The sequence below is a fragment of the Hymenobacter sublimis genome (genome assembly GCF_023101345.1).
GTDB lineage: Bacteria > Bacteroidota > Bacteroidia > Cytophagales > Hymenobacteraceae > Hymenobacter > Hymenobacter sublimis.
The window spans coordinates 3,504,793-3,528,934 of record NZ_CP095848.1 but is presented as its reverse complement, the minus strand read 5'-3'; the positions used below and the strand labels follow the sequence as shown (position 1 = coordinate 3,528,934).

Annotated in this window: 22 protein-coding genes; 17 read left to right on the top strand and 5 right to left on the bottom strand. The window is 58.3% G+C overall.

Annotated features, from left to right (window positions below):
• Positions 1-36: 36 nt before the first annotated feature.
• Together MWH26_RS14690 and MWH26_RS14685 are read right to left on the bottom strand one after the other, a co-directional pair.
• The gene (locus MWH26_RS14690) at positions 37-978 is read right to left on the bottom strand and encodes a Ppx/GppA phosphatase family protein (RefSeq protein ID WP_247974881.1); all 942 of its coding nucleotides are present in this window, start codon (positions 976-978) and stop codon (positions 37-39) included.
• A 130-nt stretch (positions 979-1,108) separates the two neighbouring features.
• Positions 1,109-1,993: a class I SAM-dependent methyltransferase gene (locus tag MWH26_RS14685; protein ID WP_244698717.1), complete on the bottom strand. Its 885-nt coding sequence runs from the start codon at positions 1,991-1,993 to the stop codon at positions 1,109-1,111.
• Positions 1,994-2,097: 104 nt separating this feature from the next.
• Between MWH26_RS14685 and MWH26_RS14680 the strand changes: the two genes are divergently transcribed.
• The 15 genes from MWH26_RS14680 (at position 2,098) to MWH26_RS14610 (ending at position 19,878) form a co-directional block, all read left to right on the top strand.
• Positions 2,098-2,580, top strand: a complete 483-nt coding sequence (locus MWH26_RS14680) for a DinB family protein (protein ID WP_247974880.1) — start codon at positions 2,098-2,100, stop codon at positions 2,578-2,580.
• An 18-nt stretch (positions 2,581-2,598) separates the two neighbouring features.
• The gene (gene dapF, locus MWH26_RS14675; RefSeq protein ID WP_247974879.1) at positions 2,599-3,408 is read left to right on the top strand and encodes a diaminopimelate epimerase; all 810 of its coding nucleotides are present in this window, start codon (positions 2,599-2,601) and stop codon (positions 3,406-3,408) included.
• A gap of 261 nt (positions 3,409-3,669) precedes the next feature.
• A complete protein-coding gene (locus tag MWH26_RS14670) occupies positions 3,670-4,197 on the top strand; it encodes a GNAT family N-acetyltransferase (RefSeq protein WP_247974878.1) in 528 nt (175 codons plus the stop codon).
• A gap of 155 nt (positions 4,198-4,352) precedes the next feature.
• A complete protein-coding gene (locus MWH26_RS14665; RefSeq protein ID WP_247974877.1) occupies positions 4,353-5,600 on the top strand; it encodes a glycosyltransferase family 1 protein in 1,248 nt (415 codons plus the stop codon).
• 143 nt (positions 5,601-5,743) lie between these two features.
• Positions 5,744-6,925, top strand: coding sequence for a UDP-galactopyranose mutase (glf, locus tag MWH26_RS14660; protein ID WP_244697354.1), 1,182 nt, complete (start codon positions 5,744-5,746; stop codon positions 6,923-6,925).
• Between the two features lie 186 nt (positions 6,926-7,111).
• Positions 7,112-8,419: a family 1 glycosylhydrolase gene (locus MWH26_RS14655; RefSeq protein WP_247974876.1), complete on the top strand. Its 1,308-nt coding sequence runs from the start codon at positions 7,112-7,114 to the stop codon at positions 8,417-8,419.
• Positions 8,420-8,422: 3 nt separating this feature from the next.
• Positions 8,423-9,355, top strand: coding sequence for an SDR family oxidoreductase (locus MWH26_RS14650; RefSeq protein ID WP_247974875.1), 933 nt, complete (start codon positions 8,423-8,425; stop codon positions 9,353-9,355).
• A 193-nt stretch (positions 9,356-9,548) separates the two neighbouring features.
• Positions 9,549-10,595, top strand: a complete 1,047-nt coding sequence (locus tag MWH26_RS14645) for an acyltransferase family protein (protein ID WP_247974874.1) — start codon at positions 9,549-9,551, stop codon at positions 10,593-10,595.
• Between the two features lie 154 nt (positions 10,596-10,749).
• Positions 10,750-14,151, top strand: a complete 3,402-nt coding sequence (secA, locus tag MWH26_RS14640) for a preprotein translocase subunit SecA (RefSeq protein WP_247974873.1) — start codon at positions 10,750-10,752, stop codon at positions 14,149-14,151.
• A 114-nt stretch (positions 14,152-14,265) separates the two neighbouring features.
• Positions 14,266-14,943: a deoxyribose-phosphate aldolase gene (deoC, locus tag MWH26_RS14635; RefSeq protein WP_247974872.1), complete on the top strand. Its 678-nt coding sequence runs from the start codon at positions 14,266-14,268 to the stop codon at positions 14,941-14,943.
• Positions 14,924-15,490 (top strand): sporulation protein, encoded by a 567-nt coding sequence (locus MWH26_RS14630; protein ID WP_247974871.1) that lies wholly within the window; start codon positions 14,924-14,926, stop codon positions 15,488-15,490. Before deoC ends, MWH26_RS14630 begins: the two co-directional genes overlap by 20 nt.
• A gap of 2 nt (positions 15,491-15,492) precedes the next feature.
• Positions 15,493-15,888 carry a hypothetical protein gene (locus MWH26_RS14625; RefSeq protein ID WP_247974870.1) on the top strand — a complete coding sequence of 132 codons (396 nt, stop codon included), beginning with the start codon at positions 15,493-15,495 and terminating at the stop codon, positions 15,886-15,888.
• 22 nt (positions 15,889-15,910) lie between these two features.
• Positions 15,911-17,110, top strand: coding sequence for a M20 metallopeptidase family protein (locus MWH26_RS14620; protein ID WP_247974869.1), 1,200 nt, complete (start codon positions 15,911-15,913; stop codon positions 17,108-17,110).
• A gap of 526 nt (positions 17,111-17,636) precedes the next feature.
• Positions 17,637-18,080, top strand: a complete 444-nt coding sequence (locus MWH26_RS14615; RefSeq protein WP_247974868.1) for an Hsp20/alpha crystallin family protein — start codon at positions 17,637-17,639, stop codon at positions 18,078-18,080.
• Between the two features lie 286 nt (positions 18,081-18,366).
• The gene (locus tag MWH26_RS14610; protein ID WP_247974867.1) at positions 18,367-19,878 is read left to right on the top strand and encodes a Do family serine endopeptidase; all 1,512 of its coding nucleotides are present in this window, start codon (positions 18,367-18,369) and stop codon (positions 19,876-19,878) included.
• A 111-nt stretch (positions 19,879-19,989) separates the two neighbouring features.
• Here the strand turns inward: MWH26_RS14610 and MWH26_RS14605 are convergent, their stop codons facing one another.
• Together MWH26_RS14605 and MWH26_RS14600 are read right to left on the bottom strand one after the other, a co-directional pair.
• The gene (locus MWH26_RS14605) at positions 19,990-20,403 is read right to left on the bottom strand and encodes a hypothetical protein (protein WP_247974866.1); all 414 of its coding nucleotides are present in this window, start codon (positions 20,401-20,403) and stop codon (positions 19,990-19,992) included.
• Positions 20,404-20,453: 50 nt separating this feature from the next.
• Complete coding sequence (locus MWH26_RS14600) at positions 20,454-20,876, bottom strand: hypothetical protein (protein ID WP_247974865.1); 423 nt, start codon at positions 20,874-20,876, stop codon at positions 20,454-20,456.
• 249 nt (positions 20,877-21,125) lie between these two features.
• Between MWH26_RS14600 and amaB the strand changes: the two genes are divergently transcribed.
• Positions 21,126-22,724 carry an L-piperidine-6-carboxylate dehydrogenase gene (gene amaB, locus MWH26_RS14595; RefSeq protein WP_247974864.1) on the top strand — a complete coding sequence of 533 codons (1,599 nt, stop codon included), beginning with the start codon at positions 21,126-21,128 and terminating at the stop codon, positions 22,722-22,724.
• Between the two features lie 57 nt (positions 22,725-22,781).
• Here amaB and MWH26_RS14590 read toward each other — a convergent pair whose 3' ends face one another.
• Positions 22,782-23,342, bottom strand: coding sequence for a hypothetical protein (locus tag MWH26_RS14590; protein WP_244697343.1), 561 nt, complete (start codon positions 23,340-23,342; stop codon positions 22,782-22,784).
• Positions 23,343-23,545: 203 nt separating this feature from the next.
• On the opposite strand from MWH26_RS14590, the gene MWH26_RS14585 reads away from it, so the two are divergent.
• Positions 23,546-24,109 carry an RNA polymerase sigma factor gene (locus tag MWH26_RS14585; RefSeq protein WP_244697342.1) on the top strand — a complete coding sequence of 188 codons (564 nt, stop codon included), beginning with the start codon at positions 23,546-23,548 and terminating at the stop codon, positions 24,107-24,109.
• Positions 24,110-24,142 lie beyond the last annotated feature (33 nt).

The window sequence follows — 24,142 nt, the reverse complement described above, 5'->3', positions numbered from 1 at the left end:
GGTAAGGGAAGGATGGCGGGAGGCCGCATTAACCGATTACTGCTCCAGCATTTCGGCTAGCAGGCCTTCCTTGAGGGCGTAGGCGGAAGTGTGGATGCTGGTTGCGCCGGTCATGTTCAGCACCAAGTCAATCAGCACACTGGCTACCACTAGCATATCGGCGCGCATGGGCAAGATGCCGGGCAGCGCTACCCGCTGCTCATGGGTTAGGCTGAGCAGTTGCTGGTAGCTGGTCTGGAAGCTGCTAACGGCTAATTCGGTGCGGGGCGGTAACTCGGCTTCGGTCCGGAGTCGGCCCAATTGCATGTCCGCCAGACTATCGAAGCTGCCCGAGGCCCCGACAATGCCTACCGGCTGGTACTGCTGCACTGCTGCGGCCAGTGGGGCCAGTACGGCCGTTAGGTACTCCTGCTCGGCCGCTACCGCCTCGGGAGGAAACACGCCGCTGGGGTCAGGGAAAAACTTGTCGAGTAGGCGCTGGGCCCCAATTTCAAAGCTCTGCTTCCAGAAAATGGTTGTGGCATCAGCAATGATAAACTCCACCGAGCCGCCGCCGATGTCCATGATTAAATGGGGCTGGGTGCCTAGGGGCACGGCCCAGCGCACGCCTTTGGCAATCAGCTCGGCCTCCCGCTCGCCCGGAATAACCTCTACCCGAATACCGGTTTGCTCGAAGATGGCCTGGGCCAGGGCCGGCCCGTTGCGGGTAACGCGCATGGCGCTGGTGGCTGTGGCCCGCACTTCCGTTACTTGGTGCAGCTCAATTTCCTCCTTGAAGCCAACCAGCGTATGCAGGGCCCGCTCAAAGGCGGCTGGGGCAATTTCGCCCTTGCTGATGCCGCCCTCGCCCAGCCGCACGCCCACCTTGGTGCGCAGCAGCGTAACGGGCTGCTGGTGGCTAGGCTCGGGCAGCTCCACAATGAGCAAGTGAAACGTATTCGTGCCCATGTCAATCAGGGCCAGACGGCGGTGGCGCATAGGGGAAGGGTAGGAGGGTGTGAAGAAAGGAGGGTAGGAGAGGTAAGCTAAAGGAGCATCATTTCATCAGAACGTCATTTCGAGCGTAGCCGACGAATGACGTTCATCTGTCTTACCTCTTTACCGCCTACTAGGTAGCAAACCGGCAGAAGGTGCCGAGCGGCAGCTTGCGGGCGGCCGCGTCGTGCAGATAAATTTCCCCGATTTCGCGGGTGTGGCGGGCCTCCGGGAAAATTTCGTGCACCAAGTTTTCCAGAATCAGGGCCGAGAAGCCCAGGGAGTACAAGTTCACCAGGAAAAAGTGGTCCTGGGGGTCTAGCAGCTCCTTACACAGCTTGAGCATCTCGTTCAGCTCATCTTCCAGCTGCCACTTCTCGCCGTTGGGGCCACGGCCGTAAGCAGGTGGGTCCAGAATCAGGCCCTGGTACTTGCTGCCACGTTTCACCTCGCGCCGCACGTACTTCATGGCGTCTTCCACCAGCCAGCGCACCCCATCTAGGCTCGAAGCTTCCATGTTGTCGCGGGCCCAGAAGTTCACCTGCTTCACCGAGTCGAGGTGAGTGACGTCGGCGCCGGCGGCGCGGGCGGCCAAGGTTGCGGCCCCGGTGTACGCAAACAGGTTAAGCACCCGGGGCTGGGCAGCCTGGCGCTTGCGCGTTTGCTGGTAAATGAACTGCCAGTTGGGGTCCTGCTCCGGAAACAGCCCGACGTGCTTAAACGACGACATACCCAGCCGAAACCGCAGCTTCAGCCCATCGGGCCGCTCATACCCGATAATCCACTGCTCGGGCGTGCCCGGCTTTATTTTCCACTGGCCGCGTTCCTGGCTGCCTTTTTCGCGGGTGAAGATGGCATTGGCGCGCTGCCATTCCGAAGCTGGCAGGTGGGGGTCCCAGATGGCCTGGGGTTCGGGGCGAGCCAGAATATGTTTGCCGAAGCGCTCCAGCTTTTCAAAATTGCCGGCGTCAATCAGCTCGTAGTCGGCCCAGGGGCTGGTGGTGAGGAACGTGTACATAGAACTACCTTTACGCTGCCCGCGGGGGCAGGCTGGCAAAGGTACGGCATGGCGCAGCATTGGCCGGCACGAAACAGGGTAGGAAACGTAGCAGAAGAGGAAGCATGCGGGAAGTAGCCCGAATCACGGAACAATTGCAGCGGGCTTTCGACGGCGACGCCTGGTCGGGGCCGTCGTTGCAGGCAACCCTGGCCGGCCTGACGGCAGCCCAGGCCGCGGCGCGACCAGTAGCGCAGGCGCACAGCATTGGCGAGTTAGTTTGCCACCTGACTACCTGGACGCTAACCGTGGCGCAACGCCTAGAGCAGCGGACTCTAACGCCGCTCGCCGCCCCCGACTGGCCTCCGTTTCCTGCCACTCCCGATGAGGCGGCCTGGCAGCAGGCCCGGCAGGAACTCGTGCGGGCCCATCAGCGGTTACTAGCCGCCGTGCAGCGGCTGCCAGATGCCGACCTGGATATCGTGCCTGATTCCGGCCGCTACCCCGCCACCGGCTCCTCAGATTCCTGGTACGTGCTGCTGCATGGTACCGCCCAGCATTATCTTTACCACGCCGGCCAGGTAGCCCTGCTGCGCAAATCTTTCTGACTCTTTTTTGCTTTTCCCGTGACGTTATCCTTTTTCAAATACCAGGGCACCGGCAATGACTTCGTGATGGTGGACGACCGTTCCCGCCAGTTCGACGAAACCAATTCTCACTTAGTGCGCTTCCTCTGCGACCGACGCCGCGGCATCGGGGCCGACGGGCTGATTCTGCTTCGCCAGCACGCTCAGTACGATTTCGAGATGGTGTACTTTAACGCCGATGGTTACCTGGGCTCCATGTGCGGCAACGGGGGGCGCTGCACAGTGGCCTTCGCCAAACAGCTCGGCGTCATCGAAACCCAAACCCGGTTTCTGGCCGCCGATGGCCCCCACGATGGCCGGGTAGATGCCGACGGCACCGTGCACCTGCGCATGCAGGACGTAATTGGCCAGCAGGAGGTAGAAGAGTACGGCGTGTTTCTGGATACCGGCTCCCCTCATCTGGTCCGCTTTCTGCCCGCCAGCACTCTGGCCGAGCTGAACGTGTACACCGAGGGCCGCGCCTACCGCTACAATGAGCGGTTCCGGGAGAAAGGCACCAACGTCAACTTTGTAGAATCGCCGGCTACCCCCGGCCAGCCTTGGCAGGTGCGCACCTATGAGCGAGGCGTAGAAGACGAAACCCTGAGCTGCGGCACCGGTGTCACGGCCGTGGCCCTGGCCGCATCCCGGCGCGGCGCTACCAGCCCCGTGCACCTGCGCACTCCCGGCGGCGACCTGCGTGTGGCCTTCGACGCCAAACCCGACGGCTCCTTCACCAATATCTACCTCAGCGGCCCCGCTACCCGCGTCTTCGATGGCAAGCTTGAGGTAGCCGACAGACAGAAATAGCCAGCCGCCCCGTTGTTTCATTTAAACACAACGACCTCTCCGACCAGGGAGGTCGTTGTGTTTAGTGGTAATTATAGTCGAACTATTGGGCTGGCCGGCCTGGGTGCTCACGTATACTGCGCTCTGCATGACGGTCTTTCGATTTAACGACCACATGACCATCACGTAACCAAGCGTGAAAGGACATAACAGAAGCCTTTAGCCTCGTTTTAAGCCCCAATGCGTAGGTTTACCGGACACCTGCCGACTACCTCCCTACCTATGCTCTCCTCCGACCTGATTTTTCTGCGCCCTCTTGAAGCCGAAGACCTCGATTTCCTGTACGCGCTGGAAAATGATCCGAGCGTTTGGGGAGTGTCGGACACGTTGGTGCCGGTTTCGCGGCATGTGCTGCGGCAGTACCTGGATAATGCCGCCGCCGATTTTTTTGAGGTGCGGCAGATGCGGCTGATTATTTCCGACACTGGCAGCGGTGCGGCAGTTGGCGCTTTGGACATATTCGGGTTTGAACCCCTGCACCAGCGGGCCGCCGTGGGCATTACCGTGCAAGGCGAATACAGGCGCCGTGGCTACGCTAGGGCAGCGTTAGAATTAGTTATACCGTACGCTCGGCAGGTATTACGGCTGCATCAGGTGTATTGTACTATTTCGGCGGCTAACCAGGCTAGTATTCGCCTGTTCGCGGCGGCGGGCTTTACGGAAGTTGGCGTACGCAAAGAATGGTTGCGCACAGCGCAGGGCTGGCAAAATGCCGTTGAAATGCAACTAATACTACAGCAAGGCACGTAAGGCCTTTTGAGTCAGGCTCAACTGTCTAACGCTCTTAGTTGAAGCTCAGCCATACCCTTTTTCCGGGGGTAGCGTATGATAGGTAAACAGCGGCCGGCCGTCTTGGTTTCCGGGCGGGTAGTGAAGCTGCTGTTCTAACGTATTATCTCGCTTCTATGTCGCTGTCTCCACCAGCGGAGCCGCCAGTGCGCGCCTCCGAACCTGCTCTCTCCTCCAAATCTGCTGCCCCTGCCGTAACCCTACCCTATAACCTGCCCGACCTGGTTTGCTTTGCGCATTTACACTGGGATTTTGTGTGGCAGCGTCCGCAACACCTAATGTCGCGCTTTGCGCAGCATGGCCGGGTGTTTTACGTGGAAGACGCTTTCTACCACGCCGACAATCTGATTGAGCCGCACATTGAAGTAAAAGAGCGGCAGAACGGCCTGAAAGTACTGGTCGTGCACTTGCCGGACCAACTGCGCCACCAGGAGCAGAACTCGGAGCAGGCACAATACGAAGTGCTCCGCCGGTATTTTGAGGAGCAAGGAGTTCAAGACTTTATTGCCTGGTATTATACCCCGATGGCAATTGGTAAATCGCGCGGCTTTCAGCCGGTGCTTACCATTTATGATTGCATGGATGAGCTGGCGGCCTTCAAGTTTGCGCCCCCAGCCTTGCGCGAGCGGGAGCAGGAGCTGTTTCAAAAGGCCGACTACGTCTTCACTGGCGGGCACACCCTGTACGAGGCCAAAAGCCAGCAGCATGCTGATGCGCACCCTTTCCCCAGCAGCATCGACAAGGCCCACTTCGGCCAAGCCCGCCAAGAGATGCCTGAACCCGCTGACCAAGCCGGCATTGCGCATCCCCGCGTTGGTTTCTTTGGGGTGGTAGATGAGCGCCTCGACATTGAGCTACTGCGCCAACTGGCCGATGCTCACCCAGAATGGCAGTTCGTCATTATTGGTCCGGTAGTCAAGATTGACCCCGCTCAACTGCCGCGCCAGCAGAATATTCACTACCTCGGTAGCAAAGATTATCAAGAGCTGCCCGCCTACCTGCGCGGCTGGGACGTGGCTACGTTGCTTTTCGCTGATAACGAAAGCACCAAGTTTATCTCGCCCACAAAAACGCCGGAATATTTGGCCGCCGGCCGCCCGGTAGTTAGCACTCCCATCCGCGACGTAGTGCGGCCGTACGGTGACCTGAACCTGGTACAGATTGCGGCTACCGCTGACGAGTTTGGGCAAGCCATTGCCAAAGCGCTGCTTCAGCACCAGGATGCAGATTGGCGCCAGCGTACCGATGACTACCTTGCCACCATTAGCTGGGACCAGACCTGGCAGCAGATGGTCGAGTTGATGCAGAAGAAACTACCCTCCGCTACTACCAGTACTTCCCCTGCCAACTCGGCCACGGCGTAACTGGTAAGGCGCTACTTCTTCACTGGTTGGCGCAAGCCCAGGGGCCGGAAGGCCACCTTGCTTCCCACCAAACGTTGTTTCTCGCTCCTTACTGCACACCGCCCTCCTTTCCCCCTCATTCTTCCCTAAAAAACCGCTTTGCTATGTTCGATTATCTCATCGTCGGAGCCGGGTTTGCCGGCAGTGTATTGGCCGAGCGGCTCGCTACGCGCTCCAATAAAAAAGTACTCATTGTAGATAAGCGCAGCCATATTGCTGGTAACGCCTACGACCACTACAACGAAGAAGGTATCCTGGTCCACAAGTACGGTCCGCACATCTTCCATACCAACTCGAAAGACGTATTCGAGTACCTGTCCAACTTCACCGATTGGCGCCCTTATGAGCACCGCGTACTAGCCTCCGTTGATGGCCAGCTGGTGCCCATGCCCATTAACCTGGATACCATTAACAAGCTCTACGGTTTGTCGCTGAACAGCTTTGAGGTAGAGCAGTTCCTGGAGTCGTTGGCCGAGCAGGTGCCGGTTATCAAGACGTCGGAAGACGTAGTAGTAAGCAAAGTAGGCCGCGAGCTGTACGAAAAGTTTTTCCGCAACTACACCCGCAAGCAGTGGGGCATGGACCCTTCGGAGCTGGATAAATCGGTGACTTCGCGCGTGCCTACCCGCACCAACCGCGACGACCGGTATTTTACCGATACCTATCAGGCCATGCCGCTGCACGGCTACACCCGCATGTTTGAGCGCATGCTGGACCACCCCAACATTAAGGTGATGCTCAACACCGACTACCACGACATCGTCGACTTTATTCCGTTCAAGGAAATGATTTTCACGGGCCCGGTAGACGAATACTTCGACTTCAAGTACGGCAAGCTACCTTACCGCTCCCTGGAGTTCAAGCACGAGACCCTGAACCAGGAAAACTACTTGGCCGCGCCGGTAGTAAACTACCCTAACGACAACCTGTACACGCGCATTACGGAGTTTAAAGCCCTGACCGGCCAGAAGCACCCGAAAACCAGCATCGTGTACGAGTATCCGAAGGCTGAAGGCGACCCGTACTACCCCGTGCCACGCCTCGAAAACGCCGAGCTGTACAACAAGTACAAGAAACTGGCCGACGAAACCCCGAATGTGCACTTTGTAGGCCGCCTTGCTACCTACAAGTACTACAACATGGACCAGGTGGTAGCGCAGGCCCTGACCCTCTACAAGAAACTCACTGAGAAGCCCGAGGAGGCTCAGAAAGTAGCCAAGCCAACCATTATCGGTTCGGCATCCATCATGGAAAAGCTCGTGCCGCGCGACCCCGCTAAGGAATAGCGCAGGTACGCACCGGTTGCCAAGCGTCTGTCACGCTGAGCTGGTAGTAAGCAATGTTGCTCAGTAAACGCCCCTGGCTGCTACTGTAGCGCTGCTCACTGCCGACTCAGCGTGACAGAGTTGTTTTCAGCTACCTGTAACTCGACACTGGTAGAATGGAGCAACCTGTTTTAAATCCTGAAGAATATGGAAAAAGTAGAAATGTGGGGTGGTATTGAGTGCACCATTCGGCGAGTTGGCAACGGCTATTCCGACCAGCTCGTGAGCAGTGGGCACCGCACCCGGCTCGAAGACTTGGACCGCTTCGCTGAGTTGGGCATCCGCAAGCTGCGCTACCCCATTTTGTGGGAGCAAGTAGCTCCGGAGAGCCTCGATACCCCCGACTGGACCTGGACCGACGAGCGGATGAACCGCCTCCGGGAGCTAGGCATCGACCCCATTGTAACGCTGCTGCACCACGGTAGCGGCCCCCATTACACGGCCCTGCACAAAAAGAACTTTGTATCGGGGCTGGCGCGCTTTGCGGGTATGGTAGCCGAACGCTACCCCTGGATCAAGCACTATACTCCCGTTAACGAGCCCCTTACCACGGCGCGCTTCAGCGGCCTCTACGGTATCTGGTACCCCCACGGCCTCGACGACAAAACGTTTGTACGCATTCAGCTCAACCATATCAAGGGGGTGAAGGAAGCCATGAAGGCTATTCGGCAGGTTACCCCCGATGCCCAGCTGGTACAAACTGAGGACCTAGGTAAAACCCACTGCACGCCCAAGCTGGCGGCGCAGGCCGAGTACGAAAACAACCGCCGCTGGCTCACCTTCGACCTGCTTTGTGGCCGCCTCGACGAGCAGCACCCGCTGTGGAAATATCTGCGCCAAAACGGTGCTTCCCAGGCCGAGCTGCTGGAAATGGTGCAGCATCCGCTACCTCCTGATGTACTGGGCATCAATCACTACATCACCAGTGAGCGGTTTCTGGACGAGAACCACCAGTATTTTCCCCACCAGCACCTGTGCCAAAGCGAGGCTCGCGTGGATTATGCTGATGTAGAAGCCGTGCGCGTGCGCCTAGTGCAGATGACCGGTATTCATGATTTGCTGCTGGAAGCCTGGGAGCGGTACCAGCTGCCCATTGCCGTGACAGAGGTGCATTTAGACTGTACCCGGGAAGAGCAAATGCGCTGGGTAAAGTACATCTGGGACGCGGCCAACCAGCTAAAGCAAGAAGGAGTAGACCTGCGCGCCATTACCATCTGGTCGTTGCTGGGTGCGTATGATTGGAACACGCTGCTCACCCGGGAAGGGGCATTTTACGAAAGTGGCGTGTTCGACCTGCGCGGTGGTACCCCCCGCCCCACGGCCCTGTTCAAGATGGTAAAGAGCCTGGCCACCGAAGGAGAATACAACCACCCCGTACTCCGCAACAAAGGATGGTGGGAGCGAGACGACCGATTTCTCTACCATCACCATTGTCCTACCTCCAAAACCACCTGAGCTATGCAAGTTATTGACCTTAACGACCAAGCCGTGGGAGCCATCCTGCCGCCCGTGCAGCCCCTGTTGATTACTGGCGGCAATGGAACCCTGGGCCGGGCCTTTCAGCGTCTGTGTGCCATCCGTGGCATTGACTTTATTGCCCTGGGCCGCAATGAGCTGGATATATCCGACCCGCTGTCCGTGGAAAAAGCCCTGGTGCAGCACAACCCCTGGGCCGTGGTTAACACCGCTGGCTACGTGCGGGTAGACGAAGCGGAAAACGACTTCAAGCGCTGCTACCGTGAAAACACCCAGGGCCCGGCCGTGCTAGCCGCCGCCTGCGCCTACCGTGAACTGCCCTTTCTGACGTTTTCCTCGGATCTGGTGTTCGACGGCAACAAGTCGGCGGCCTACGTGGAAAGCGACATGCCCTGCCCCCTGAACGTGTACGGCAACAGCAAGCGCCTGGCGGAACGCGACGTACTACGCCACATGCCCCAAGCCTTGGTGGTGCGCACCAGTGCATTCTTTAGCCCCTGGGACGAGTACAACTTCGTGTATGCCGCCCTGCGGGCTGCTCATACCAAGCAGGCATTTGAGGCCGCCGATGATGTGCTCATTTCGCCTACCTACGTCCCGGACCTGGTAAACGTAGCCCTGGATCTGCTCATCGACGAGGAGCGCGGCGTGTGGCACCTAGCCAACCAAGGCGCCTATACCTGGGCCGATTTGGCCCGTCTCACCGCCGACATGGCCAGTCTGGATACGTCCTTTGTGGTGCCCCGGTCCATGCAGGCTCTGGGGCTAGCAGCGGCCCGTCCTGCGTACAGCGTACTGGGTAGCCGCCAGGGCAACTTGCTGCCTTCCACGGAGGAGCGCCTGCATACGTGCATTCCAGAAATGCTGGCTGCTATAACCAACTCGGTGGAAGAGCCGATGGCCGTTGCTTCTTAACCGCTTTTTAGTGCTGGTTTCAGTTGAGTAAACAAATACCCCGCCCTTAAGCACGTACACCTTCCTTTCGTGAAAACCCCGCAGCCTGACACAGGAGCGGGGTTTCCTCGTTTTTGGGCTAGGTGGCGCTTAGAAGGCCGGAAGTTTTCGCGCTGGTGTAATTTGCGAGTCTTCTCTGGCCCGACTGCTGCCCATGCAAAATAACTTCGATGCCGTGCGGCTGGCCCTGGCCCTAACAGTGGTCCTGTGCCACCTGGCCGTACTGTCGGAACTGCCGGCTTTTCAGCCTTTCCTGGCCGTTTTATCGGCTGATTTTGCGGTGAAAGGCTTTTTTGTTATCAGTGGCTGCCTAGTTACGCGCAGTTACTTAAGTAGCTCCTCCGTACTAGAGTACGCTCAAAAGCGCATCCGCCGAATTTACCCGGCTTACCTGGGCGTCATCGGGCTGGCCTGGCTGATTGGGCTGGTAGCCACTACGCTGCCCACCGCTGATTTTGTGCGCCACCCGGCCGCTTACCGCTACCTGGCGGCCAATGTTACCTTCCTAAACTTTCTGCAACCTACCCTGCCCGGCGTGTTTGAGCGCCACCCAGTTTCGGTGCTGAACGGCTCGCTTTGGACGATTAAGGTGGAGCTGTGTTTGTACTGCTGCGTGCCCGTGCTGGTATGGCTGTTTCGGCGCCTTGGGCCGTACCGCACCACTGTGCTGGCCTATGCCGGGGCCTTGGCCTGGAGCTGGCTGCTACCCCGCGTGCCGGGGCTAAGCCCTAAAGTGGTTACGGAGCTGGCGCGGCAGTTTCCGGGCATGCTGCATTTTTTTGCCCTGGGTGCCTTGTTCACGGCCGAGGAGCGCCGCCTTGGGCCCCGGCTGGGCTGGGTAGCCCTGGTTACCGGAGTGGCCTTTCTGCTGGTTCGTCATCATGGTTTGCGTGAGGTTGTCGAGCCCGTGTTTTATGCGGCAGCAGTGCTCTGGCTGGCTACCCGGCTGCCCGTGCAGCTACCCGCCGGCAAGTGGGGCGACTTATCGTATGGTACTTACTTGGTGCACTTTCCGCTCATTCAATTGTTTATCCATCTCGGAGTGTTCCAGACGGCTCCGTGGGTGGGCTTTGCTGGGGTGTTGCTTACTGTGCTGGGGCTGGCGTTCTTATGCTGGCATGGGCTGGAAAAGCGCTGGCTGAAACGCAGTGCGCAACGGGCAATTATCAGTTCCGATGACCTGGCTGTGAGCAAGCGCTGAGCAGGGAAGAAGCCCCCCCGTGAGTACCCTTACGAAGCCGCCTGCCGCCCCCGAAATCCGTCAGATTGTCTGTTCATTACGATATGGGGCGATTTTGGCTAGAAATCCTGTAAATTTGGGATGCGCCCCGGCGTTTCAATTAAGGTAAACCAGCATGTTTGATTTTCTAGGGAAAACCGTCGCCAAGATTTTCGGTTCTAAGTCGGACCGGGATTTGAAGGAGATTGTTCCGTACGTGGCGCTCGTAAACGCCGAATATGCCAAACTGGCACAACTCAGCGACGATGAGCTGCGCGCCCGTACCGACGAGGTTCGGGCCCGGATCGACGCCTACCTGAAAGCCATCGACGACCAAATTGCTGCCCTGCACCAGCGCATCAACGACGATGCTTCCCTGGACGCCGTGCAGAAAGAACAGCTCTTCGACCAGATTGATACGCTGGAAAAGCAGCGCAACAAGGAGTTGGAAGTAGTGCTGATGGAAGTGCTGCCCGTAGCCTTCGCCATTGCCAAGGAAACGGCCCGCCGCTACACCCAGAACGGCCAACTGGTAGTAACTGCCACCGATTACGACCGGGAGTACGCCCAGCGTAAGCCCAACGTGACCATTCAGGGCGACAAAGCCATCTGGAGCAACAAGTGGAAGGCCGCCGGGGCCGACGTTACCTGGGACATGATTCACTACGACGTGCAGATCATCGGCGGCGTGGTGCTGCACCAGGGCAAGATTTCCGAAATGGCGACGGGCGAGGGCAAAACCCTGGTTTCGACGCTGCCTGCTTTCCTGAATGCCTTGGCCCGCCGCGGCGTGCACCTGGTAACGGTAAACGACTACCTGGCCAAGCGTGACTCAGAGTGGAATGCGCCGCTGTTTGAATTTCACGGCATCACCGTGGACTGCATCGATAAGCACCAGCCCAACACGGATGCCCGCCGGCAAGCTTACCTGGCCGACATCACCTACGGCACCAACAACGAGTTTGGCTTCGACTACCTGCGCGACAATATGGCCCGCGACCCGCAGGAGCTGGTGCAGCGCCGCCACCACTACGCCATGGTCGACGAAGTGGACTCCGTACTGATTGACGACGCCCGGACCCCGCTCATCATTTCCGGTCCCGTGCCCCGCGGTGATGTGCACGAGTTCTACCAGCTCAAGCCCCGCATTCAGATGCTGGTGGACGCCCAGAAAAAGCAGGTGCAGAACTACCTCGTGGAGGCCCGCAAGCTGATCAAAGAAGGTAAAGACGGCCCTAAGGAAGGCGAGGGCGGCCTGATGCTGTTCCGCGCCTACCGCGGCCTACCCAAGAGCAAGCCCCTGATCAAGTTCCTGTCGGAAACCGGCATGCGCGCCGTGCTGCAGAAAACGGAGAACCACTACCTGCAGGACAACCAGCGCCAGATGCCCAAGGCCGATGAGCCGCTGTTCTTCACCATCGACGAGAAAAACAACCAGATCGAGCTGACCGAAAAAGGCATCGACCTGATTACCGGCCAGGGCGAAGACCATAACTTCTTCATCATGCCCGATATTGGCACCGAGCTAGCCAACATCGAGAAAGACCAGAGCCTGAGCGGGGAGGAGAAGCTGCACACCAAGGAAAAGCTCATGGACGACTTCCAGGAGAAGTCGGAGCGCATCCACACCATCAACCAGCTGCTGAAAGCCTATACTCTGTTCGAGAAGGATGACCAGTACATCCTCACCGACGACGGTAAGGTAAAGATTGTGGATGAGCAGACCGGCCGCGTGATGGAAGGCCGCCGCTACTCCGATGGTTTGCACCAAGCTATTGAGGCCAAGGAAAACGTGCGCGTGGAAGACGCTACCCAGACCTACGCCACGGTAACCTTGCAGAACTACTTCCGCATGTACCACAAGCTGGGTGGCATGACGGGTACGGCCGAAACCGAAGCCGGCGAGTTCTGGGAAATCTACAAGCTCGACGTGGTGGTAATCCCCACCAACCGCGGCATTGCCCGCAAAGACGAGCATGACAAGGTCTACAAAACGGTACGCGAGAAGTACAACGCCGTAGCCGAGGAAATCCAGACCCTGGTGCAAGCCGGCCGCCCGGTGCTGGTGGGTACTACCTCCGTAGAAATTTCGGAGCTGGTAAGCCGCATGCTGAAGCTGCGCGGTATTCCTCACCAAGTCCTGAACGCCAAGCAAAACCAGCGTGAGGCCGAAATTGTGGCTGGCGCGGGCTACCCTGGCACCGTGACCATTGCCACCAACATGGCCGGCCGTGGTACCGACATCAAGCTCAAGGAAACCTCCAAAGAATCGGGTGGTCTAGCCATTATCGGCACGGAGCGCCACGAGTCGCGCCGCGTGGACCGCCAGTTGCGGGGCCGCGCCGGCCGCCAGGGCGACCCAGGCTCTTCCCAGTTCTTTGTGAGCCTGGAAGACAACCTGATGCGTTTGTTCGGCTCGGACCGCATTGCCAAGCTCATGGACCGCATGGGTCTGGAAGAAGGCGAAGTGATTCAGCATTCCATGATTACCTCTTCCATTGAGCGCGCCCAGAAGAAGGTGGAAGAAAATAACTTCGGCATCCGCAAGCGCCTGCTCGAGTACGACGACGTGATGAACGCCCAGCGCGAGGTAGTGTACAAGCGCCGCCGCAACGCCCTGCACGGCGAGCGGCTGGAGCTGGACATCTGGAACATGATCTACGACGTCTGCGAGGACATTGTAGTGGGCCACAAAGGCAACAACGACTACGAAGACTTCAAGCTGGCCATCATCCGCGTGTTCGGTTACGACACCCACCTGACGGCCCAGGATTTGGGCGGCATGCAGGCCGGGCAGCTTACTCAGAAGCTCTACGATGAAGCCTTAGGCTATTACCACAGCAAGAATGAGTTCATTGCCGGCAATTCCCTGCCCCTGATCAACGACCTGCTGAGCCAGAACTCGCCCTACGAGAACATTGCCATTCCCTTCACCGATGGCCGCAAGCAGATTCAGGCCGTTGCCAACCTGCGTCGCGCTCAGGCTACCGGCGGCCACGACGTAATTCGGGGCATGGAAAAGGTAGTAGTGCTGTCGGTTATCGACGAGGCCTGGACCAAGCACCTGCGCGCCATGGACGACCTGAAGCAGGTAGTGCAGAACGCCGTGTATGAGCAGAAAGACCCGTTACTGGTCTACAAGTTCGAGTCGTTTGAACTGTTCAAACGGATGATTGGCAAGGTGAACGAGGACACGATTCAGTTCCTGTTCCGCGCCGACGTGCCCATGCAGCCCGGTCAGGATGGCTACGACGAGCCCGAGTATTTTACCGAAGACGAGCTGCCCGTAGCGCCGCCCCAGCCCAAGCTGAAGGCCGAGAAAGAAATATCGTCGGTGTCGCTCGGAGCAGGCCCGGAAGATTTGGAGCAGGACGGTGCCCAGGTGCTGGAAAAGCAACAGCCAGCCAAGTCGCAGAAGGTTGCCAACCGTAACGAGAAGGTGAGCGTGCAGTACATGGACGGCCGCATCGTGCGCGACGTGAAGTTCAAGTCGGTTGAAGACGACCTGCTGAATGACCGCGCCGTGCTGATCGACTAACCATCAGCCGGTAAATTACGGGCGGGCCGCGTTTCCAGTTGGAAGCGCGGCCCGTTTGTTGTAGCATGCGGGGCCGTCTGGGCTACCGTTTCCGTCTGTTACCTTTGCCTTCCTATGTCGCAGAAGATTGCCGCTACCATCGACCACACGCTGCTCCGGCAGGATGCTACCCCCGATCAGATTACGCAACTCTGCCAGGAAGCAGCCGCGCACCATTTTGCTAGTGTGTGCGTGCCGCCGTGTTACGTGCGCTTTGCCGTGGGGCAGCTGCTGAATACGGGCGTGCCCGTGTGCACGGTAATCGGGTTTCCGCTGGGGTATTCTTCCTCGAAAGTCAAATTCTTTGAGGCACATCAGGCCCTGGCGGAAGGTGCTACCGAGCTGGATATGGTCATTAATGTAGGCGCGCTTAAGGCCGGCCGGCTGGCAGAGGTGGAAGAAGAAATTGGGCAGCTAGCGGAGTTGTGTCACCTGCGCGGAGCAATTCTGAAGGTGATTATTGAAACGGCCTTACTCACCGAGGACGAGATTATAACGGCCTGCCAGCTCTGCCAAGAGGCGGGCGCCGACTTCGTAAAGACCTCCACCGGCTTTGCCAGCCGCGGCGCCTCTGTGGCGGACATCATGCTGATGCGCCGCTCCCTACCCGGCAGCATCCGGATCAAGGCTTCGGGCGGCATCCGCACCCGCACGGCCGCCCTGGCCCTGCTGGCCGCCGGCGCCGACCGGATTGGCTCCTCCAACAGCCTGACTTTGCTGCAAGAAAACTCCCATGAAACATCCGCTACGTAACGTGTTGCTGCTGTCTGCTTTATTTTCCCTGGGAGCCTGTGCTTCTTCCGGCCCCGGCGCACCCGCCAGTACGAGTGCTGCGGATACCACGCGCCGGGCTCCCACCACTGCCGCCCAGGTCCCCACTGGCCCCGCCGAAGACTTAAGCCGCTACCGGCCGGTTTTTGCGGCTCCGAAAGCGCCCGTTGCCGCACCCGCCGGGCCCGCCCGCGTGGTGGCGCCCACCAACCACGTAAACCCCCAGATTGAGCAGCGCCTACGCGACCAGGCCTTCACCAACCAGAACGTAAAGTATGCCCAGGGTTACCGCATTCTGGCTTACGTGGGGTTGCAGAAGGAGCAGGCCATGGCCGTGCGCCGGGCCGTTATCAGCCGCTACCCCGAGGAAACCGATTACCTGGGCTACAAGCAACCCATTTTTCGCCTCTGGATTGGCGACTACCTTACCCGCCTAGAAGCCGAACAGGCCCTGTTGCGCATCCGGCCGCTGGCTCCCAAGGCCGAGCTAGAGTCGGCTCAGGTGATTATCAACAAGACCACTTTCTAGCCGTGGCGCTGGTCCGGGAGCTGCACTGGGACGAGTTGGACCTGCTGCAGGGGCTAGAGGTGGTGCCCACGGAGGGTAGTGGGGGCGGCATTCATTCTCAAGTTGAGCGGGACGGGCTGCGCCTATTGGTAACTCTCTGGCCCCACGCTGGGGTAGTAGACGTGACGCTGCTGCAGGTGAATACGAAAGCAGTTTTGCTTGATTTTATGGTGGCCGTGCGCGGGCGAATTCGCTACAACAACGACCAGCGTGGCCACTACCTGGAGTTTCCGGACTGCGTGTTGGTGAGTCGGATTTCTTTCTCCATTGAGCAGGATGAAGCCGCGTTCAACCCCAATACTGTGGGCCGTTCCATGCTCCTGACGGTGCGCCTGCACCTGAGCGTTTTATTTGAATAGACCTGTTTCCCATTCCTGGCATATGCTGCACCTGATTCCGCGCATCAAAACCCTAGCGGCCGAAATGGCGGCCGAAACCGTCGCCCTGCGCGAGCACCTGCACGCCCACCCCGAGCTGTCGTTCCAGGAGCACCAAACGGTAGCTTTCGTGACCGAGCAGCTCCGCCAATTGGGCCTGCCCACCCAACCCATTGCCAATACGGGCGTAGTGGCGCTCATTGAAGGGCGCAACCCCGGCTCCCGCACCGTGGCCCTGCGCGCCGACATGGATGCCTTACCCATTACGGAGCAAAATGAGGTAGCCTACAAATCGACGAATCCGGGCGTGATGCACGCCTGTGGCCACGATGTGCACACCTCGTCCCTGCTGGGGGTAGCCCGCATTCTGGTGCAGCTCCGCGAGGAGTTCGAGGGCACGGTGAAGCTGATGTTTCAGCCCGGCGAGGAAGTGCTACCCGGCGGCGCTTCGCTTATGATTCAGGAAGGTGTATTGGAAAACCCCCGGCCGGCCAGCGTGCTGGGTCAGCACGTATTTCCGCGTCTGCCGGCCGGCAAAATTGGCTTGCGTGCCGGCCGCTACATGGCCAGCACCGACGAGCTGTACCTGACCGTGCGCGGCAAGGGTGGCCACGGGGCCATGCCAGAACAAAATATTGACCCCGTGCTGGTAGCGGCCCACCTTATTGTGGCCGCCCAGCAGATTGTGAGCCGCCGAGCCAACCCCAAGCTGCCTTCGGTACTGTCGTTTGGGAAGGTCATTGCCCAGGGTGCTACCAACGTCATTCCCAACGAAGTATACCTGGAAGGCACTTTCCGGACGCTGAATGAGGAATGGCGCAACGAGGCCCACGAGCATCTGCGCCGCCTGTGCGAAGGACTGGCCGAAAGCATGGGCGCCAGCTGCGAGCTAGAAATCCGCCGGGGCTACCCCTACTTGGAAAACGAGCCCGCCCTGACGGCCCGCACTGAGCAGGCCGCCGTGGAGTACCTGGGCCGCGAAAACGTGGTGGAGCTGGACCAGTGGATGGCCGCCGAAGACTTCGCCTACTTCAGTCAGGCCACCAGCGCATGTTTCTACCGTTTGGGCACGGCCGCCGTGGATGGTAGCAGCCGCTACACCTCTTCAGTCCACACCCCAACATTTGATATTGACCCCCAGGCCCTGGAAACTGGCCCCGGCCTCATGGCCTGGCTAGCTGTGCGTGAACTGGCTGAAAAGTAGTGTCCGTAGTAGCCTGAGTAAGATATACTTACTAATTCGCTTCCATCTAGGGCACAGCGAACGGCCTCTACCAAGGTTAACCCAAAGAGTTAATTTTGGTAGAGGCCGTTCGCTGTGCCCGCCTGTATGGTCTGGCATGCAGATCAAGGTAGTAGTATATTACTAACCAAGGCATTGATTTATGCTATGTATTAAGAACTGATGGTAGTAGGTGCAACACTAATCTGGAAGGTTAAAAAACTGGGTTGGGGCTTAAATCTACCGTGGATGGCTGCAGTAGTTGGATGCGTTAAATGGTGTCAATGTCAAAAAGGCATAGCATCGGTCAGGTAATAAATTGCGTTTGAATGCTTGTAAAGCCGATAGTGGCTTTGATCTGATAAAGATGTCATTTGCCTCTATTGTGAAATAAGACAAGTTGTCATAATAATTTAGCTTTTAGCGTTTGGTATAGATTTTATAGAAGTAGGGTGTGTCCGACTAGACACTAGAACACATTACCACTAACGCTAACTTCTATTTTACCATGGCAACGCTTCTGTATAACAATCTGCCCGCTTTGCGTCCTACCCGTGCTATTAGCTCGGTGCTAAATGAAATGCTGCGTGATACGCTGCCTACGCAAGTGGCTCCTTCCCAGAGCTTTATTCCCCAGGCCGACATTGTAGAGTCGGAGCAGGGCTTTGAATTGCACCTGATGCTGCCCGGCGTAGCGAAGGAAAACGTGAAAATCGACTTCCAGGAAGGTAAGCTAACCGTAACGGGTGAGCGGAAAGCCCCGGAGGCAGCTGAAACCGGTCCTAAGTTCCGCCGCGTTGAGTCCGGCTACGGCACCTTCACCCGCACGTTCCGCCTGCCTGATACGGTTGACGTAACCGCTATTGAAGCCCAGCTTCAGGACGGAGTACTCCGCCTGACCCTCCCCTTCGACAACAAAAAGGTGACCAAGCACCACATTGAAGTACGCTAACTGCGGCATCAGGAAAAAAGGCACCGCGCATTGGTGCCTTTTTTCTTGCCCTCCGTGTTACTACATTAACCGCCGGGCGGTAACCGCATCCTGAGGCAGAAATAATCTACCAACGGGCCGTTTTTATCCTCCAACAGACATGCAACCGGACACCATCTGCCGGGCATCTAGCGTTAAGTAGCAACCAGTAATTGCACTGCTTACCTCGGAGCCGCTAGGTTATGGTTCGCTCACGATTCTGTTGTATTTTCAACTCGACATCTTTCATCTCACCTCTTTCTTACCCATGCAAGCAAAACAAATGATGCTCGGTCTGCTCGGTTCCGCCATTTTGGGCGGAGGCGTGGCTGTGGGTGGGTACAAGCTGCTGGAGCCGGAGCGTGGCCTTGCGCCCCAGGCCGTAGCCGCCGACCCGAACGTTCGCTATACCAGCGAGTTGCGTAACAGCACGTATACGGTACCCGAGGGCTTAAATTTTACCGCCGCGGCGGCTTCCGTGACGCCGGCCGTTGTGCACGTCATGACGGAGTACGCGCCCAAGGCTTCTGGCCAGGGTGATATGTCGCGCATGGACCCCTTCCTGCGGCAGTTCTTCGGCGACGATTTAGAGCAATATCATGGTCGGGGCCGCCAGCAGGGGCCGCAGCAGGGCTCTGGCTCGGGCGTTATTATTGCCGCGAACGGCTACATCGTCACGAACAACCACGTGATTGAAAAGGCTGATAAGATTGAGGTGGTGATGGACGACAAGCGCAAGTTCCAGGCGGAGCTAGTAGGCGCCGACCCCAACACTGACCTGGCCCTGCTGAAAGTAAAGGCTGATAACCTACCCTTCGTGCGCTACGGCAACTCCGACAACGTGAAAGTAGGGGAGTGGGTACTGGCCGTGGGCAACCCGTTCAACCTGAACTCTACCGTTACGGCCGGCATTATCTCGGCTAAAGGACGAAACATCAACATCCTGCGCCGCGAGGATAACATGGGCATCGAGTCGTTCCTACAGACGGATGCCGTGGTAAATCCCGGTAACTCGGGTGGTGCCCTGGTTAACCTGAACGGCGACCTGATCGGCATTAACTCTGCCATTGCCTCGCACACGGGTTCGTTTGAAGGCTATTCGTTTGCCGTACCCAGCTCCATTGTGAGCAAGGTGATTGACGACCTGCTGAAATACAAGACGGTGCAGCGGGCTTTGCTCGGCGTACAGATTCGGGAGGTAGATGCGCAGTTGGCCTCCGAGAAGAAGCTGGCTTCCTTGAACGGCGTGTACGTAATGGGCCTGGGCAAGAACAGCTCAGCTGCTGACGCTGGCTTGCAGGAAGGCGACATCATCACGGAAATCAATGGAGTGAAGGTGAATACCTCCTCGCAACTGCAGGAGCAAGTAGCCCGCTTCCGTCCCGGCGACAAAATCAAGGTTAGCTACCTGCGCGGTACCGATGCTCGTGTATCTACCGCCACGTTGCGCAACTCCACCGGCACCACCGACATTGTGCGGGAAGAAGTAGCCACGGCGCTGAAGTACGAAGGTGCTACCCTGGCCCCCGTAACCCGCCAAGAGCAAAGCAAGCTGGGCATTGATGGCGGCGCGAAGATCAACGGCGTGAAAAGCTCCAACTTCCGGGAAACTGGCATTGCTGATGGCTTCATCATCACCCGTATTGACAAGAACAAGGTGTCTAAGCCCCAGGACGTGCAGCGCTACCTCGAAGCCGCCAAAGAAACGGACGGCGCCCTGGTGGAAGGTGTGTACCCCGACGGCCGCAAAGCCTATTACCCCATCGGTCAGGCGCAATAACCTGCCCGTTGCTATTCCGTAAAAAGCCCCTCCGCTGCGTAGCAGAGGGGCTTTTTCGATTTTATCAACCTACTGAAGCAACCTAGTTGGTTGCATTGCTAGGGCGAGCATCTACGCTGGTTCTTTTACCCAAGCTATGGCCTGGCCTTCATCGATGAACAGCCGCAACTGGTAAGGGCGCTCAGCGGCCAAGCCAAAGGCCAGGAACTGCTGCTGCGTGGGGTCAACTTCGTAGACGCTGAGCCGGGCCGGGGAACACAGAACGGCAATGTGCAGAAGCTGCGGGGCCAGCTGGGCGGCGGCTTGCAGATAGAACTCGTGCGTTGTCCAGTGTCCGATTTCAGGGTCAAGCTGGTCACGGCGGCGCACATCCAGCAGCCAGCGGCCTAACTGGTGCTGAGACGCCGCGGCTAGAACCGCGAAATAGTCGGCCCGCAGTTGCGAAGGCGGGGCATCAGCGGCCCACCGAGCCACCAGGATGCCCAAATCGGGGCGCGGGGTGATGGTACAAACGGTAGTAGGCATGCGTGAAAGATAGGCTGTCTATGGCCGAGCGGCAGCAGGAACGATGCTTGTTAAGCAGGGTGTAACCACTGGATAGCGTCGACCTCGTTTAAAAACACCCGCAGCCGATACGGTTGTGCGGGGTCTTGGGAACGGATAATAGCCGCATGCTTAGCCGCCGGCTCCAGTTTGATGGCTTCGAGGCGAGTTGGCGAAATAAGGTAGGCCACCAACAGCTGGGCAGGTAGCATGGTGGTAGCTGCCGCGGGCAAAAACGTATCGGCCATCCAGGCAGAGTTTTCGGCCTGCACCGCCACGCGCCGGCGCACATCCACCAGCCAGTGCGCTGCGCCCTGCTGCTGGGCTAGCTCAAGTGCGGCCTGGCAGCCTATCTGAACTTCCGGAAGGGTAGCGTCGCGCAGCCAGCGCAACGTAAGAAGGCGTAAGTCGGGGCGGTGGGCAAGTTGTAGATAATCGGAATAGGGGGCAGACATGGAGGGCAGGCAAGGTAGCGCGGGTCAAAAATACATACTGCCCGGTTATGGCGGTAATTGGCGCGGCCGGGTACAGGAGGTGTGGGCGCGCCGGGCCGGTGGCCGCGGTAATAGCACCACGCGGGTGTTAGTTTTTATACCTTGTTTTGCAAAGTAAGCCGCTGCTTTAGGCCAAGTAACAGCTACTAAGCCCTGAGCCAAGCGCCAGCTTTTCACCGCACCTTCCCACCCAACCCTTACATATTCCACATGAAACAAGCCCTCGAAGAAGCTCTGGCTACCGGCACCGACGTGCAGGAACACGACCCCCACGGTATTCAGCAAGTTCTGCGCGAGCTGGGCGTGGAAGCTCGCAATGCAGCCTGGAGTACGGGCCTGCAGTGGGGCGGCGCCAGCAATGAGCACACCCGCACCATTCACTCGCCCACGGATGGCCACCCGATTGGAACGGTAGCTTTTGCTAACCCCCAGGACTACAACACGGTAGTAGAGCAAGCCCAGGAAGCGTTTAAAACTTGGCGCTTGGTGCCAGCCCCCAAGCGTGGGGAAATCGTGCGGCAAATTGGTAACAAGCTGCGCGAAAACAAGGAAGCCCTGGGCAAGCTGGTCAGCTACGAAATGGGCAAAATTCTGCAGGAAGGCCTGGGCGAAGTGCAGGAAATGATTGACATCTGCGACTTTGCCGTGGGCCTTTCCCGGCAGCTGCACGGCTTTACCATGCACTCGGAGCGGCCGGCCCACCGCATGTACGAGCAGTATCACCCGCTGGGGGTAGTCGGCATTATTTCGGCCTTCAACTTTCCGGTGGCCGTGTGGAGCTGGAACGCCATGCTGGCTGCCGTGTGCGGCGACGTGTGCATCTGGAAGCCCTCCGAAAAAACTCCGCTGGTGGCGGTAGCCGTGCAGCACATCCTCAAGGATGTACTCCGGGAAAATGAGCTGCCCGAGGGAATTTTCAACCTCATCATTGGCGATGCGGAAATTGGAGCCGCCATGGCCGCCGATACCCGCGTGCCCCTGGTGTCGGCTACGGGTAGCACGCGCATGGGTAAGAAGGTAGGCGAGGTGGTGGGCGGCCGCCTGGGCCGGGCCCTGTTGGAGCTGGGCGGTAATAACGCCATCATCCTTACGGAGCACGCCGACCTGGACATGGCCATGCGGGCTGTGGTGTTCGGGGCCGTGGGCACGGCCGGGCAGCGCTGCACCACCACCCGCCGCCTCATCATCCACGAGCGTATTTTCGAGGATGTAAAAGCGCGCCTGCTCAAGATTTATCCCAACTTGCCCATCGGCCACCCCTTGCAGGACGGCAACCTGGTCGGCCCCCTGATTGACAAGGCCGCTGTCGAGTCATTTAGTCAGGCGCTGGCTGCGGTGCAGCAGGAGGGTGGCACGCTGCTGATAGGGGGCGAAGTGCTGGCAGGAACTGGCTACGAAACCGGCACCTACGTGAAGCCCGCGCTGGTAGAAGCCCGCAACGAGTACCACACGGTGCAGGAAGAAACCTTCGCCCCGATTCTCTACCTCATCAAGTACAGCGGCGAGGTAGAAGAGGCCATTGCCATCCAGAACGGGGTGCGCCAAGGGCTGTCTTCCAGCATCTTCTCCCTGAACATGCGCGAAACGGAAACCTACCTCAGCCACGCCGGCTCCGACTGCGGCATTGCCAACGTCAACATCGGCACCAGCGGGGCTGAAATCGGGGGAGCTTTCGGGGGCGAAAAGGAAACCGGCGGCGGCCGCGAGTCCGGCTCCGACGCCTGGCGCATCTACATGCGCCGCCAAACCAACACCATCAACTACAGTACGCAGTTACCCCTGGCCCAGGGTATCAAGTTCGACGTGTAGGTAACGTGCGGACCGCTTGAAAAGCCTGCTCAGTACTACACTGAGCAGGCTTTTTTATTAATCGGCTATTTCAATGTCGCCGTGGCCTTTCCCCAGGAAGGCGAGCTGTTCTGGTTCGTACAGAACGTAGTACATGCGGTAGGTCTCCCCTTTTTTGTACTTGTCATCTGTGAAGCTTACACTGAACCCGCTCAAGCCAGTTTGAGGATTCCACGGTGTATTGCGAGAAGCAATGTTGCCTTCCTGCATCACTTTATATTTCCGGTTCACAATGACAAAGCGGATTTGGGTTCCCACGCTTACCTGACTTGCCAAATCAAAACTATAACCAAAGGTGCTGAATTGCTTTACTGGATTAGGATAAAATCCAAACTGTTGATTGGTCACAAGTCGGGATTTAGTACCATCAATGCCCACCGGTAGGTCTTTGAATAAGTCCTTTTCCTTGTCATTCCATTTGTCATCAAGCTTCCAGTCCGACTCATCAACATGCCCATTCGGAACGTTGGCAATAGTCTTCTCCGTTACACCGCTTTCATCCCCAAAATCTATCTTCTCGCAGGATGATGTTAAGCCGACAGTGAGTAGCAAACCCAGGCTGATATGATGCAGGCGCATACTAATAGTGAAATAACAGATGAGCAAAAACAAATGGAGCTCCAAGATAAGCTATGAGCAGTGAGATGGCAACCCGGTGCAACCCTGCCCGTGGCCCATTGTCTTTCACTTGCTTACCTGAAGAGCACCTGTCGTTTTTGCCCGGAAAGTTGGATATTTACGATTCTTCCGTTTCCGAACTCCCGCCAACCCAGCCGCACCCTATGGAGGCATTTTCGTATACCGACATCAACGCCCCGCTAGTCGAGCGGTGCCGCCTGGGCGACCGGCGGGCTCAGGCCGAAATTTATAAGCGCTACTCCAAAGCCATGTTCAATGCCTCCTTGCGCATCACCGGCGACTATGCCGAGGCCGAGGATGTGTTGCAGGAGTCGTTTCTGAGTGCCTTCCGGGAGCTGCACAGCTATAAAGGCGACTCCTCGTTCGGCTCTTGGCTGAAGCGCATCGTCATCAACAAAAGCATTAACTGCCTGCGCAACCGGCGCCTGCAATTGGTGCCCCTGGGCGACCAGCACGACGGGGCCGCCCCAGACCACGACGACCATGGTCCCGACATGGAAGACTTGGGCTGGCGCGCCGACGTAGTGCGGCGTTGCGTGCAAGAGCTGCCCGATGGCTACCGGGTGGTGCTTTCCCTGTACTTGCTGGAAGGGTACGACCACGCTGAAATTGCCGGTATTCTCAACATCACTGAATCCACTTCGAAGTCGCAGTACAGCCGCGCCCGTAAGAAGCTCCTGGAGCTAGCTCGCCAGCACGGATTGTAGTACCAGCGCCCCGATTTATCCCCGACCTGATGC